Consider the following 13,706-nt stretch of genomic DNA (forward strand, 5'->3'; position numbering starts at 1 on the left):
GAGAATACAACAATGAAACACATGAACCATTTACACGCGCTAGCTTTCTTGGGGTTAGTCGCTTCAATGATGGCGTTTAATGCGAGTGCCGCTTCAGAAGTGGATGCCCGCCATTTCGCCAATGGCAAAACCAAATATCGACAGCTTTGTCAGGTGTGCCATGGCGACAAAGGTCATGGTGATGGCCCAACGTCTGCGTCTTTGCCGAACAAACCCGCTAATATTCCAAATAAACTCGGCGAATTCTTTACGACTAAAAACGGCTTGGTTGATGATATTTTGGAAGGTGATATTGAGGAAGGTATGCCAGCATGGCAAGGCGTTATCACAAAACAAGATGCTCTGGATATTCTGACGTACGTAGAAGCGATTCAATGATAAACGCTGTTCCATTCGCCTTTTGAACACATATCTCGGTTAATGCTAGCTGTTCTATTGCGCTATCTATTTAATTGATTACACTCAATTTAATGGACAGTGAATAATACGGAATGTTATGACCTTTAAACCCTTGGCACTGAGTAGCCTGATACTTGCTTCATCGGCGGCACACGCCGTCAGCTTTATCGATGAAATTGATGGTCAACTGGATATGGGAGAATACCTTGCCGAAAATGCTTACGGTTTTCTTCCTGTTCCGATACTGATTACAGAACCTGCCGTCGGATACGGTGGTGGTTTCACCGGTATCTTCATGCACGAATCTGAAGAACAGAAAAACACACGTAAAGAACTGGCCGAACGCTCTATCGATGGCGGCGCGCAACTTCTCACCCCTGCAATCACTGCGGTCGGTGGTTTTGCAACCGAGAATGGCACTTGGATGGCGTTTGTTGGTCACAAGCGTAGTTGGAAGGAAGATTCCATACGCTACCTCGGCGGTTTAGGTTATGGCGATATCAACATGACCTTCTATCGACAAAGCTCTCCGAATGCATTGTCTCCGCTAGAGCCGAACGAAGGTGTTGAGCTAGGGTTAAAAGGCATCGGTGGGATACAAAAACTCCAATTTAGATTGCCAGATACTCAATGGTTACTTGGGTTTTCTCAACAATTCTTCGCACCCACTCTTTCACTCAACAATCATCCTAAAGCGCAAGAGATCTTAAACAACATCGGCAACACGTCACCGACCTCTTCTGGTTTAGGTTTGATCGCCGAATACGACAGTAAAAACAGCTTCCTAAACCCCACGCAAGGCTACAACTATGTCGCGGAATACCTTTGGTTTGGTGATGCGATTGGCAGTGATTACACTTATCAAACGTTTAATTTAGAAGGGCTGAATTATTGGGAGTTAAACAAGGAGTGGAATTTAGCATTGCGAGGTCAGTACAAATCACTGTCTACGAATGAACGCGTGCTTTCCCCTCAATATTATCCAGACATTGACCTCAGAGGTATCGCCCGAAATCGCTATCAAGGTGAACACACCATCGCGGCAGAAGTTCAAGTGAGCAAACAGTGGACACCCCGTTGGTCAACGGCTGTATTCACGGGGATTGGTTATGCGGGCGACAGCGATAAAGACATGTTTGATCAAAGCTCTCATGCTGCTTATGGCGTCGGTTTTCGTTACCTTATCGCAAGACGCTATGGTTTGATTTCAGGGATTGATATAGCGTTCAGTGAAGAAGATACCGCCCTCTACTTCCAAGTCGGTGCCGGTATCTAATTCATTAAGCTGCGCTTACACGATAACTTAAAATGGTAACCATGAGAGAACGACGGTTACTTGAACGCTTTCCAGTATTGGTAAAGGCCATCGATATCTGAAGAACACATCAACGACATGGCGCCTTTGATATGTTCTTCGCTCCATTCCCACCATTTCATTTCTAACAACTGAGCGATTTCAGTTTCATTGAAACGAAAACGGATGTGACGTGCTGGGTTTGAGCCGACAATCGAGTATGGTGCGACATCTTTTGTCACAACCGCTCTACTTGCGATGATGGCACCATCACCCACCTTAACACCACTCATGATCATGGCTTCTGTGCCAATCCATACATCGTTACCAATCACGGTATCACCAGAGCGTTCAAAGCCGTCTATCGCACCTTCAAACTTATCATCGTCTTGGTAGAAGAACGGAAATGTACTCACCCATTGGTTTTGATGGCCTTGATTGCCCGCCATCATAAATACGGCACCTGAACCAATCGAGCAGTAACTGCCAATGATCAGCTTATCGATGTCGGTTCTATCCGGGAATAGGTAACGCGCGCAGTCATCAAAGCTGTGATTGTGGTAATAACCCGAGTAGTAGCTGTGCTCACCCACAATAATGTTTGGGTTGGTCACTTGTTCTTTAAGTGATTTCCCAACAAATGGACTTTCGAAATAGTTTTTCATGTTTGTACTCTTAGTTTCGTTCTTTTAGTTAGGTACTTTTGATGCGTATTTATGGTTTAACTGTTTTCTCTTAGTGTAAAGGCTGCAACGGTTTAACGCCCACCCGCAATATCAATAAACGAGCCGGTTACATAAGAAGCTTCATCTGATAATAGCCATGCAATAGAGTTAGCGACCTCTTCTGGTGTGCCACCTCGCTGCAATGGTAATTGTGAAGCCAATCTGTCTACGCGATCAGGCTCTCCACCGTCTGCGTGCATCTCTGTGTAGATGCAACCCGGCCTTACACCATTAACTCGGATATTGCGTGATGCAAGCTCTAACGATAGGCCTTTGGTCAGAGAATCCATAGCACCTTTCGATGCTGCGTAATCGACGTATTCAAACGGTGCGCCTGTACGAGAAGCGGCAGATGATACATTCACAATCGAGCCCGCGCCATCTACTTGTTTGATAAAGGCTTTACTGCAAAGAAAGCAGCTCGACACGTTTGACTTCATCACCTTTTCAAACCGATCCAATTCAATATCTACCAATGCAGATTGGGTAAACAAGATCCCAGCATTGTTAACCAAGTGAGTCACTGGGCCGAGTTTATTACGAGCAATCTCGAACAAAGACTTCACATCCGATTCAACAGACACATCCGCACGCACACTAATCGCGGTGCCACCTTGCTCACGAATATCATTAACCAGTTCCTCAGCTCGCGACTCATTGTGTATGAAGTTAACGCATACTGCATAACCTTGTTTAGCCAATAGCTTCGACGTCGCTGCGCCGATACCTCGGCTTCCGCCTGTTACAATCACTACCTTATTCATGAAAACCCCCTATTATTTTTTTAGTCGATACAAACTGATTTTTCGCTATAAGTTAACTCTTCGCTACGAACTGATCGTTAGACACAACCTGAACCCACTGCGATCGCCACGCTGGCGCCTCAAATGGGTCTGGCCAAAACTCAGTTTGCTTTTTAATTAAACCATCAACAACTGTGTGAAAGGTAATCACTCGGTTTTTCAATACGCTGTCAGTAACCGAAACGTCCGTGACTACCGTATCGCCTTCACAGACAATTGAATTGAGCGTGAATTCCCAAACACCATTAGCTGGGTATTCAGAGTTGATTGCTGAAAAGTTAGCGCGTCCTATCGTTAATTCAGACGACTGAGGCCAAAAACCTTCAAAGTCTTCAGCGAGCCATTCACTCGCCTTAGCAAAATCATTGGTGCGCATTGCATCCCAAAATCCTAATACCACTTGTTTTGGTGTCATTTCTAATCCTATGTGTTGGCTATTAGTCTGTTTTCAAACACATTAACGGGAGATATGTAACACAGCAAATATCCGGTTCTATAAATTAACAAAACCGAGCTATGCCGCAAGATTTGAATCATGAATAATGTGGCCAATGCACTCATCTATGTTTGAAGGCGTTACTAGACAGCTCAATTTTAGAGACAGCTCTGTTGTATATACTCGCCGATCCAAACTGAATCGTTGCTATGTTTCTTTCTCATCTTTATCAATTCGAATATATACGTATAATCCCCCGCTCTATAACGCTACCCAACACCGGAATAGCGTCATCCAAATTTTAATGAGCACCCAATGTCGAAACTATTTTTCAAAGGCCGTATCGAAACAAGACAAAACCACGTTCTTGCTGGCTACAACGTAAACCGCGATGTAAAAGCGGGTACTGAAGAATCACCAATCACGGTTATGGTTCAAACTGAAGCTCGTAAAGCAGAAGTAGAAGCTCTAGCTGCTGAAAATGCTATCTTCGTTACCGTTACGGTAGACGCAGACAAAGAAGAGAACACCATCGAGCTTGATACTCTAATGAACAAGCCAAAAACGATGACGTTTGAAAAGACACCTAACCGTAACGATCCATGCTCATGCGGTAGTGGTAAGAAATACAAGAAGTGTTGCGCATAACCCTTCTCACTCAAACTGCCAATAGCACGATGAGTTAGCAATGCCTGACGGGAAGATCATTAATGATCTTCCCGTTTTTATTTGTATAAACCAAAATCAGTCTAAATTATCTGGCGTACGTAAATTAGTTCCACACTTTATACATTGATAGTCACCTGTTGCGCCGCTTGAAACTAGCGACGATAAAATCATTCCAAGCAACCCTGGTTTCTTTTCATTTTGTGGGGCTTTTTGTACTTGGTTGCTGAACATTGTGTACTTATGCAGTGTTACTTCCTTACAGTTACAGCAGAACGCTCTCGTCTTTTCACTTCCATACATAATATTTATAACCTTAGCTAGATGTACAAAATTAACATATGACAAATATGCCACACATCGTATTTAATCTACATATTTTCATGAGGTTACAAGCAATTAAGCAAGCTCAAACATTGCATGTTAAGTGACATGTTGGCAAACAAAGTTATTCAATTCACTCACGCTGCTGATAATGTGAACGTCTTTTTCTTTTGCACGTAATTCTAATCGCGCTCTAAAATCATCATTCCAAAATTTCGGGCACAGCTTTAGGGTCTTATAACTTTGTATCGTGCCTTTTATAACTGAGCTCCCATCAGGCCAGCCTTCAGGTTTCACAAATAAGCCTTTGAGCATTCGCTTAGTCACAAACCAGTAGCTAATTGGATAAGGAAGGTCGATATACACCAAAGTGTCCGCGGCTTCTAATCGTGTATTGAATGAACCTAACGGCCCAAAGCCATCAATGATCCAGCTTTCTGATTTAAGTATGCGGTCGTGAACCTGATCGAACACTTCACGTTCAACAAACTCACCATTGGCTTTATAAACAATTGAGTCCAACTGATGAAGCTCTATACCTGTGGCTAGAGCCAACGCTTTACTAATGGTGGACTTTCCGCTGCCTGGCTTACCAAAAACTGCGATCTTTTTCATATGACTTCCTCTATTCAGATAAACCCATAAGACAGATACATAAAACCCACCTTATAGGTGGGTTCGATAAATAAAGCGCATCAACTATCCCACCATTCCTATGGAATGATGATAATTCGTTGGTTAGGTTGCGCTAAATTTAATTTCATAAAGTTTCTTTTATATATTGTTGCTTAGTTGTCAATACGGCCACACTAGCCATATCACACGATTAATCTTGGGCTCAGCTATTTAGCTTTGGCCACTGTCGCTTTTGATAGCTTACTTAGTACACCCGATATTTTCTTAACGACCTCATCGCAGCCATTGATCGCATGACGCTCTACCAAGTAATTAGGATCATTGTAAGACAGCCATACTTTCTTATTAGAATCCTCAGTGACTAACACCTTCTGCGGTAAATCTATCGCGACTTCTTGAGCGCATTGCATTAATGGTGTCCCTACTTTCGGGTTACCAAAAATGATGACTTCCGTTGGTCTCAATTCCAGATCGACCTTACTCGCGTTTTTCTTATGGTCGATTCGCGCAAACAAGGTCAAACCTTTGCTCTTGGCGATATCTTCAAAGCGGTCAGCAGTCTCTTTCACTGAGTAATTACTTTGGTATTTAATCAAACCATCAGAAGCCGCAGCAGAAAATGATGCCGAGAGTAAAATAGCGCATAGTGGTAGTAATTTTTTCATCGTCACCTCTGAGATTTAACTTAATCAAACTTACATGCATAGCGCCACTTCTAAAATCAGCGACGTAGCCATGTCAGTATAGACGCGTTTCCGCTCTCAGTTTGCAGAGAGGATCACTTTTCTAATGCGTCTTATTATCATCAGTTTAAGCTAATTCGACTCCAACCATTGGCTTTGAAGCTTGAATGTCTGGTTATCAAAATCAATAGTGCCTTGCACATCAAGCTGTATTAGCCCAGTCCCTCTTCCATCCTTTAGTGAATCGAATTCTTTAAGCAAGTTGATTTCTAAGATCAGAGCCTAGAATTAGAGACTAAAATTAGGGTCACGTACAATTTTCATACCCAATTAATGCCACGACTTGGTTCCACATTTTTCACACTGGTATTCGTAATCACTGTCGACATAAAAACCGGGAACATTATTGTCATCTTTAAACAATAACGTCATCAAGTACTCCATCAGCACGCCTAACTTCCATTGTTTCTTTTCAGATGCAGCTTCCGCTTTAGATTCAGTATCGGAAGCATTAACAGCTAGGTGTGGAGTAAGTGCGTTACACTGCTCACAGTGATAAGGGTGTTTAATGTACTTATTATCAAGCATTTATATAAGCCAACTAACATTTATAAAGTTGATGCATACTAACAACTTATCACTCGTTTCTCGAACTTATTGTTACCCACTGAAGTTTTATTAGAAAGAAATGAGACACAAGATAAGTGCCATATATCTTGAATCTACTTTAGTAGCCCTTTATCAGCAGCTCCTTCAAGTTGTACTTCTAGTTCTTTCCATAGAGCACGACTGCCTTTAGAAATACGCTCACCATTAAAGGTCAGTACTTTGTCTTTGGATATGTTGTGTTTCTTCCAACTGTGGCCACCACCATGGATGTTATGAAGCAAAGGCGGTACTCTATCGATCGCCTTACCAAACCGAGCTTCAGATGACTCACCCACTTCGAACTCAAGCCATAATTCCAAATACTCGGTTCTTAAATGGCTCGGCAAAGAGTTCAGCAAGCGCTCGACGCAGTTTCTCTCTTTGAGTTTGTTTTCTTCGGTTTCACTGGCATAAATGATGGTGTCTCCAGCATCGATTTCCCCAAGGTCATGAATCAACAGCATCTTCATCACTCGCGTAATATCGATTTCTTCATTGGCATAGTCTTTCAACATGAGTGCACTCAAACAGACGTGCCAACTGTGCTCAGCGGAGTTTTCATATCGATCCAATCCAACGGGTTTTGTTTGTCGATGGACATCCTTTAATTTTTCAATTTCGACCATGAACTGCAAAATGCCTTTGATTTCTTCCACGATGAGCTTCCTTAAATTAAGTTGATGATTTAGCGGCGCGGAGGTTAGCAGAGCTAAAGAGAAGCGTTACTTCCAATGAACCGACATTTTGTAATACGCAATGCCCGATTTTTCAAATTCATTGCCTTCTACAGCCATGCCAAACTTTTGATAAAAACCTAAAGCCGTAGTACGCGCATCGCACCAAAAATATGGGATGTTTAAATCTTTGATGTTAGAGATCGCATGCTCAATCACGTTTGAACCGATTCCCTGCCCTTGGAACTCAGGCAGCGTGGCAAACTTTCTCAGCCTAGCTTCATTATCTTGGATATAGATAGACGCGACACAAACCAGTTGTTCACCAACAAACGCGCCGTAATGCGTTGCTTGTTCGTCATCTGGCACCATACAAAACGCCATCGGTTTGTCAGGCCAAAGCACTTGATGCTTAACCGGAAGTACCTCAGTCGCTGAAATCTGTTTTATTTCCATATTCTCGGTTTAAACTCCCTACTTGATTACCCTTGTTGAAATTGAAGCGCTTGTGATTGCCATGATTGTTATTACTAAGCTTATTATTACTCAGCTTGGTAGGTCATTAAGTGATAACAATCTAAACCCACTCCCTTAGTAGTCGAAATTACAAAGCCTTGCGAGCGATAAAAACCAATGGCATTTTCATTGGCAGTCAGACACTTCAATGTGAGATCAGAGTAATGTTGTTTGCAGGTATTGAGTAAAGCCGAGCCAGCCCCACTGCGTAGCGTTTGCGGGCTAACATATAAGTGATGGATGAAGCTATCAGGCTCCCAAACAGAAACAAAGCCTAAAAGCTTTTCACCAGAAACGGCAACCCATACTTGCTCACCTTCGGTATCTTGGTCGAAATCAGATAACTTAAAAGCGTCGGCATCAGCCCAATGAAAGGTGTTCTGTCTTGATTCTAGATATAGCACCTGTAAAGCGGTTAAATACTTGGGTTGGTACTTTCTGACTTCCATGTCGCTCCTCCTAATCCGTATGACTAGAATAAAGGTTTTGAACTATCTATTCGCCACAGGGTGATTTGGATCTAACTGAAGCAAATCCCACAAATTTCCATAGAGGTCTTCAAATACAGCAACAGTACCGTAAGCCTGTTCTTTAGGCTCTCGGACAAAGTTAATGCCCAAAGAAGTCATCCGCTCGTAATCACGCCAGAAATCATCGGTGTTTAGGAATAGGAACACACGTCCACCAGCTTGGTTTCCGATGAAATCGAGCTGTTCGGGCTTGGAAGCTCTCGCAAGTAACAGGCTCACGCCCGTTGAATTTGGTGGAGCAACAACAACCCAACGCTTATCCTCTTCTGGTAGATACGTATCTTCGATGAGATCAAACTTAAGCTTGTTTACATAGAAATCAAGCGCTTCATCGTAGTCTTTTACCACTAGAGCAATGTGGACAATATTCTGTTTCATAACATACCTTGTTGGGGTTTTAGCTGTGTTGAATGATGTCATGAAGCTGGCAAGGACACTAGGTTCCACATCATTAATCGTCGTATACAGTCGTTCACAGTCTAAAGATTATGCATCACCTATAACTCCCAGAAGCCAACTTCGATACCGCCTTGAATAACGATCGCACACATACCGTGCCGTGGTAATTCCATGGGTGGTACCGCTACTTCAGCGCCTAGCTTCTCGGCTGCACTCACTGCGGAGTGAATATCCTTGACTAAGGTGTAATGACGAACCGTTGGCTCTTCAGTTTCACGAAGCGGTACTCGAACACCTATTACACCACCATTAGACAGCTTTGCAGTGCGTGCCCCACCGAGGTTCACATCAGCATCACTGAACTTCACATTGTAGATCTGAGCATATGTAGCACAAACGACGTCTACTTCTGGGGTTACAATTTCAAGATACTGAACTTTCATCAAATTTCCTTTTGGTCTTATCTAAGGTTCTCAATCTACATACAGCGACTCTGTAATTTTTGATTAACGATTACCAGTTTAATATCACTAAGCGATCCGACCACGCATGATAAATTGCGGACCTGCTGCGCCACCTAAATACTGCTTAACAGAGTCTTCGAAACCGCCTTTCTTATAACAGTTAAATGCTGCAGGATTTTTGCAATTCACGGTTAAGTAAATCGAGTCATACTTTGCGTAATTGGCTTTTAAATATGGAAACAAAGCCTTCACCGCACCAGTCCCTAAACCTTTACCTTGCTGGTTTTTATCAACAGCAAAGGCTCTTAACCCAATGCTTCCTTCAGGGCAGAATTCGTAGTGCTCTGCGTAAGCAATATCCAACTTAAAGAAACCCACTACTTCGTTATCAGACTTAATCACGTGCAAGTGCGTTGTATCACTGCCGTCTAACAAAAACTCAGCGGCTGTTCCTGCAAACTTGACTTGTTCATCGGCTAGTTGGATAGCTTGGACTAACGTGACGTGTGACTCTTCAAGCTTTTCGATAATTATCATTGTTGTTCCTTTTCTATAACACCCACGAAATCCGACTAAAGCTCATCGCTAGTATCTCGAGAGTCGTAGTTTGGGAAATTGATATTAAGAAGGTTATCGTCCTCTAGTGTGAATAAAACACTTCCATTCTCTACGCCAGTTTCATTCCTGCCTGAACAACCTAGAAACAGCTCCCAATCAAACGAATATTGAAGTCGGTATTGATTCGAATTGATGTGTAGAACGTCTTTGATTTTAATACCGTTCACCACATGTGCCATATCATCGATGTATGACAGATCAGGGATTAACTTTTCTTCGAAATCACTCTTATGCTCGGTTAAGAAATTGAGCAGTTCAGAACATAACTCGGAGCCATGAACCAATGGTTTAGACAGGCTAGAAAACAACATTTCAAAATACTCCAGGATTGTTTTGATATTGGGCGGATGCCTGCGAATCTGTTACAAATTCAATCTCAGCCCACACGAATCTTTAAGGCTAAACGTTACTATTATCCGAGCTATTAAACGAGTACATTCGGACTTCATCGCGAGGAAACCAGCCCAACTTTTCGTAAAACTGTTGAGCATTGATGTTGTCGTTATAGACAAACAAGTGGGTCTTCGGGATGCCTAACCCTGCAAGTGCGTTGACCGCCTCTGCGACAAGCTTACAACCTAACTTTTGTCCTCTAAAGTTGGCCGAGACAGCTAAATGTTGTAAATACCCACGACGTCCATCCGTTCCTACTAACACAGCGCCAATGATCTCGTTGTTACTTTCAGCCACAAAACTCAGACCAGGGTTACGATCTAAATAGCTCGCAATGCTTTCTTTCGAATCGGCATCGCGAATACTCATGCCTTCTGTTTGGCACCACAACGCGATCACTGAGTCGTAGTCTGAAATTGCCATTTCCCGAATGTTGACCACTCTACTCTCCTTGTTTATGCGGGTATTTAGTTAGTCGTGTTTCTCATAAGAATTGAATAGCCAATAAGGTTTATGTGTTAAAGAATATCTTGGCAAAACCTAAAGAGATAACCGTCTGGGGTTTGAACGATGAACTGCTTCTGAGTCGCGATCGAATTCCCACATTGATAAAACTTTGACTCTAACGCTAAGTAAATAGAATGAGCGGCGAGTTCGTTTACTCTTTGATATAGAGGTTCGATGTCGATAACATCCCATTGAAAATTAATCCCGCGCCCTAAAGGTAACTCCAGATCACCTGAAAGCCATTTTCGACTTTTGCCCGCAATCCCTTCAAGCATCACATCAACACCATCAAGCGTTAAATAAGCAAACTCCTCATCAGGACGCTCGTACTTCACATCAAAACCTAACACATCGACAAAGAAGGACTTGCTCATATTAATATCGAAACAATAAAGCTCTGGAACTACTCGTAATGTCATGATTTTTCTGTCTCATTCTTTTATTACTGAGATAACTTCCCAAGGACGGTCGGATCGCTCAACAGATTTGTTAGAGGAAGAAACAAGGGCTCAGGTAACTCGTCTAACTTAAACCATTTCCATTGCTTACATTTATCAGGTTCTGTTATTTGTGGTTCGCCGCTAGCATCAGAAGCAACAACAAACAACGTTATGTAGTGTTTGTTCTCTTTCTCAAAAATATCGTTGGTAAAAGATAGCTTCTCAAATGCACTAACAACTAAGCCCGTCTCTTCGAGTGTTTCGCGTTTGGCACATTCTTCAATGCTTTCCCCCCATTCAAGGTGTCCGCCCGGCGTTGCCCAAGTATGAGCCCCATGAGAACCAATTCGTTCTCCAAGTAACACTCGCCCTTCACGTAGAATAACCGCAGCGACACCTACTCTTACTTCCTGACTCACTTAAAACTCCTTAATTCTTACTAAAAGACAAACGAACAGCTAAGTGGCTAACAATTCTGAGATTGCGTTCAAATTTACCACTAACGCAAAGCCGAGTTAAATACCAAATGTTGAGAATCATCTCGTAAAGCTCTATCGATCAATCCCAAAGGAATACTTTTACTTGCTGCCATCGGGCCTTATAACCAGCCGTCATTTTGTTGTAGTTCGCTTCTGTCATTGCTCGCTTATTCGGTTTAATCAGCATATCAAACGCATCCTCTACACCGTATGGTGAAAACACCTTGATGCCGCCTGAATCATCCAAAGTAAACCCGATAGCAAATGCAGAAAGCCAAGACTCGATACCTTGTTCAACACGATCGTATGGTTGAATGAAGCAACCGAACTTCTTAGCGTAATGCTCATGAATGGTCGCTTGGTTCTTTACGTCCACGTCGACACAATGACTTAACCGCGAACGAATGCGGTTTTTGAATTCGTCCTCAGTGAGGGCTGAAGCATTATTGAAATAGACAACATCGAAGTCTTTAACTTGGTCTAGAAGCGGTTTGTTTTCGATATCATTCCAGATGATTTGAGTGATAGCACCGCCTGCAATATAGAAGTTTGGCAAGCCCACCTCACGACATACTTTTGCTGTTTCGATTAGCTCAGGAACTTGTTGAATGAGGTTCTTTAGTTTTTTTTATTCATCGTGACCTAACTAACATCCATCTAAGGTTTGACCAACGCTACACATGAATACGCCGACCTGTCGGCATTGCTTCCAGACGCTCGCCTAATACTTCTTTCAACAAGCCATAAGCTTTCTTGCCTGTGCAGTGCCCTGTATACAGTTTATCAATGGGGTATTGAGACAACGTCAATCCAAGATCTCTAATGTCTTGCTTTGTGCCACCAATACTATTGAACAATGGTAACCCCACTAGATGGAAGCCCCCGACAACGGCTTTTATTCTCTCTCCTGGGAACAGAGTAACCGCTGTATCAATCATATTGAGAACGCCACTATGCGCACAACCAGTAAATATAACTAAACCGTCCGGCTCTTTAATCACTAACAGTAATTCATGATCGAATGAGTCCTGCTTCCATTTGTCCTGAGATTTTGTATAAAGGTACTGATTCCCTTTTGGCTTTTCGTATTTATCGCTGATATCAGTAATGATAAATACGTTACGCGTAATCTCTGTCGTCTTATTCACGAATTTCAAGCGACCATTACTATTTTTCAGTAAATCCGGATTAATACCGACATTATTTTTAAAACCATAAGCGCGGAAGTAGTAGCTACGCTCATCACTGTGTTTCAAAAATACTTTGGCTTTAGAGTTATGAGCAACAAAATCGGCAGCACCATTACAATGGTCATGGTGCCTGTGTGATATGACGGCGAGGTCTACATCTTTGATATCAATACCCAGTAATGGTGCGTTTTGACAAAACGTATCGCCACTTCCCATATCGAACAAGATCTTTAGCGATTCAGTTTCAATATGCAGTGATAGTCCGCGCTCAACGGCTAAATCTTTCCTATTATCCAGTCGAGAGTTATCAACCAGCGTCGTTATTTTCATAGTTCTCTTTTTATGTGATCACGAATCGTACATTGCCCAACGGAAATAAGGTCTTTGACCATCCATTCGCTCAACCTCTGCACCCAACCTTTTGTAGAAATCATGCGCTTTCTTATTGTGCGGACTTGCCGTCCATGAGATGTGAGAGGCGGACGATGACTTCGCTTGTGACTTTAAAGCCAACATAAGTTCACGGCCATACCCTTTTGATCTTTGATTTCCTGTAACCAATAGGTCGTCAAGCCAGATTGATGGCTCTCCACTGAAGGATGAATATCGATAGTGATACAGTGCGAAGCCAAAAGGCTCACTATTCCGTTCCAATATTAAAGCATGGGCAAATGCGTAATCACCGAATAGTGTGCGTTCGATTTTCTCTATAGTTGTCGAGATCTCACCGCTAAACCCTTTCATACTTCGGTCAAAGTCAGCTTTTTGTTCAATAAACTCTAACAAGATACTTGAATCTTCTTTCGTCGCAATCCGTACGATCACTCTCTTCTCCATGGGCTAATTTATTCGTTATTGTCTAACGCTTATTAATAGGTAAAT

General features: G+C 42.5%; 23 protein-coding genes. 3 read left to right on the forward strand and 20 right to left on the reverse strand.

Translation table 11 applies throughout. The features are described from left to right. Window positions 1-12: 12 nt before the first annotated feature. Both BCT34_RS22890 and BCT34_RS22895 read left to right on the forward strand, forming a co-directional pair. A complete protein-coding gene (locus tag BCT34_RS22890) occupies window positions 13-378 on the forward strand; it encodes a cytochrome c (RefSeq protein ID WP_076650914.1) in 366 nt (121 codons plus the stop codon). 118 nt (window positions 379-496) lie between these two features. Next, the gene (locus tag BCT34_RS22895) at window positions 497-1,675 is read left to right on the forward strand and encodes a BamA/TamA family outer membrane protein (protein WP_076650913.1); all 1,179 of its coding nucleotides are present in this window, start codon (window positions 497-499) and stop codon (window positions 1,673-1,675) included. A gap of 56 nt (window positions 1,676-1,731) precedes the next feature. On the opposite strand, the gene catB is transcribed toward BCT34_RS22895, so the two are convergent. The 3 genes from catB to BCT34_RS22910 all read right to left on the reverse strand — a co-directional run bounded on the left by catB (window position 1,732) and on the right by BCT34_RS22910 (window position 3,636). Further along, window positions 1,732-2,358, reverse strand: coding sequence for a type B chloramphenicol O-acetyltransferase (catB, locus tag BCT34_RS22900; protein ID WP_076650912.1), 627 nt, complete (start codon window positions 2,356-2,358; stop codon window positions 1,732-1,734). A gap of 92 nt (window positions 2,359-2,450) precedes the next feature. Next, complete coding sequence (locus tag BCT34_RS22905) at window positions 2,451-3,182, reverse strand: glucose 1-dehydrogenase (protein ID WP_076650911.1); 732 nt, start codon at window positions 3,180-3,182, stop codon at window positions 2,451-2,453. A gap of 52 nt (window positions 3,183-3,234) precedes the next feature. Next, entirely contained in the window at window positions 3,235-3,636 is a 402-nt protein-coding gene (locus BCT34_RS22910) for a nuclear transport factor 2 family protein (protein ID WP_076650910.1), read from the reverse strand. Between the two features lie 336 nt (window positions 3,637-3,972). On the opposite strand from BCT34_RS22910, the gene BCT34_RS22915 reads away from it, so the two are divergent. Next, the gene (locus BCT34_RS22915) at window positions 3,973-4,305 is read left to right on the forward strand and encodes a PBPRA1643 family SWIM/SEC-C metal-binding motif protein (protein WP_076650909.1); all 333 of its coding nucleotides are present in this window, start codon (window positions 3,973-3,975) and stop codon (window positions 4,303-4,305) included. 96 nt (window positions 4,306-4,401) lie between these two features. On the opposite strand, the gene BCT34_RS24710 is transcribed toward BCT34_RS22915, so the two are convergent. From BCT34_RS24710 to BCT34_RS23005, 17 genes are all read right to left on the reverse strand, one after another. Then, complete coding sequence (locus tag BCT34_RS24710) at window positions 4,402-4,626, reverse strand: hypothetical protein (protein ID WP_076650908.1); 225 nt, start codon at window positions 4,624-4,626, stop codon at window positions 4,402-4,404. A 120-nt stretch (window positions 4,627-4,746) separates the two neighbouring features. Next, window positions 4,747-5,262, reverse strand: a complete 516-nt coding sequence (locus tag BCT34_RS22925; protein WP_076650907.1) for an adenylate kinase — start codon at window positions 5,260-5,262, stop codon at window positions 4,747-4,749. Window positions 5,263-5,489: 227 nt separating this feature from the next. Continuing rightward, window positions 5,490-5,948 (reverse strand): DUF302 domain-containing protein, encoded by a 459-nt coding sequence (locus BCT34_RS22930; protein WP_076650906.1) that lies wholly within the window; start codon window positions 5,946-5,948, stop codon window positions 5,490-5,492. 348 nt (window positions 5,949-6,296) lie between these two features. Further along, on the reverse strand, window positions 6,297-6,554 hold the full coding sequence (locus BCT34_RS22940) for a hypothetical protein (RefSeq protein WP_076650905.1): 258 nt from the start codon (window positions 6,552-6,554) through the stop codon (window positions 6,297-6,299). 134 nt (window positions 6,555-6,688) lie between these two features. Further along, on the reverse strand, window positions 6,689-7,270 hold the full coding sequence (locus BCT34_RS22945) for an HD domain-containing protein (protein WP_076650904.1): 582 nt from the start codon (window positions 7,268-7,270) through the stop codon (window positions 6,689-6,691). 66 nt (window positions 7,271-7,336) lie between these two features. Then, window positions 7,337-7,744, reverse strand: coding sequence for a GNAT family N-acetyltransferase (locus tag BCT34_RS22950; RefSeq protein ID WP_076650903.1), 408 nt, complete (start codon window positions 7,742-7,744; stop codon window positions 7,337-7,339). Window positions 7,745-7,830: 86 nt separating this feature from the next. Next, complete coding sequence (locus BCT34_RS22955) at window positions 7,831-8,253, reverse strand: GNAT family N-acetyltransferase (RefSeq protein ID WP_076650902.1); 423 nt, start codon at window positions 8,251-8,253, stop codon at window positions 7,831-7,833. A 42-nt stretch (window positions 8,254-8,295) separates the two neighbouring features. Then, window positions 8,296-8,712 (reverse strand): VOC family protein, encoded by a 417-nt coding sequence (locus BCT34_RS22960; RefSeq protein WP_076650901.1) that lies wholly within the window; start codon window positions 8,710-8,712, stop codon window positions 8,296-8,298. Between the two features lie 119 nt (window positions 8,713-8,831). Next, complete coding sequence (locus BCT34_RS22965; RefSeq protein ID WP_076650900.1) at window positions 8,832-9,176, reverse strand: hydroxylase; 345 nt, start codon at window positions 9,174-9,176, stop codon at window positions 8,832-8,834. A gap of 87 nt (window positions 9,177-9,263) precedes the next feature. Further along, the gene (locus BCT34_RS22970) at window positions 9,264-9,734 is read right to left on the reverse strand and encodes a GNAT family N-acetyltransferase (protein ID WP_076650899.1); all 471 of its coding nucleotides are present in this window, start codon (window positions 9,732-9,734) and stop codon (window positions 9,264-9,266) included. Between the two features lie 35 nt (window positions 9,735-9,769). Then, window positions 9,770-10,126: a hypothetical protein gene (locus BCT34_RS22975; protein WP_076650898.1), complete on the reverse strand. Its 357-nt coding sequence runs from the start codon at window positions 10,124-10,126 to the stop codon at window positions 9,770-9,772. A gap of 88 nt (window positions 10,127-10,214) precedes the next feature. Next, window positions 10,215-10,649, reverse strand: a complete 435-nt coding sequence (locus BCT34_RS22980; RefSeq protein WP_017078753.1) for a GNAT family N-acetyltransferase — start codon at window positions 10,647-10,649, stop codon at window positions 10,215-10,217. Between the two features lie 77 nt (window positions 10,650-10,726). Then, window positions 10,727-11,134 (reverse strand): VOC family protein, encoded by a 408-nt coding sequence (locus BCT34_RS22985; RefSeq protein ID WP_076650897.1) that lies wholly within the window; start codon window positions 11,132-11,134, stop codon window positions 10,727-10,729. 23 nt (window positions 11,135-11,157) lie between these two features. Continuing rightward, window positions 11,158-11,574, reverse strand: a complete 417-nt coding sequence (locus BCT34_RS22990; protein ID WP_076650896.1) for an NUDIX hydrolase — start codon at window positions 11,572-11,574, stop codon at window positions 11,158-11,160. 139 nt (window positions 11,575-11,713) lie between these two features. Beyond that, window positions 11,714-12,223, reverse strand: a complete 510-nt coding sequence (locus BCT34_RS22995) for a nucleotidyltransferase family protein (RefSeq protein WP_198593467.1) — start codon at window positions 12,221-12,223, stop codon at window positions 11,714-11,716. Window positions 12,224-12,308: 85 nt separating this feature from the next. Beyond that, a complete protein-coding gene (locus tag BCT34_RS23000; RefSeq protein WP_076650894.1) occupies window positions 12,309-13,154 on the reverse strand; it encodes an MBL fold metallo-hydrolase in 846 nt (281 codons plus the stop codon). 18 nt (window positions 13,155-13,172) lie between these two features. Continuing rightward, window positions 13,173-13,661: a GNAT family N-acetyltransferase gene (locus tag BCT34_RS23005; RefSeq protein WP_083702743.1), complete on the reverse strand. Its 489-nt coding sequence runs from the start codon at window positions 13,659-13,661 to the stop codon at window positions 13,173-13,175. Between the last annotated feature and the right edge of the window lie 45 nt (window positions 13,662-13,706).

Origin of the sequence: Vibrio sp. 10N.261.45.E2 (assembly GCF_002875705.1) — a bacterium.
GTDB lineage: Bacteria > Pseudomonadota > Gammaproteobacteria > Enterobacterales > Vibrionaceae > Vibrio.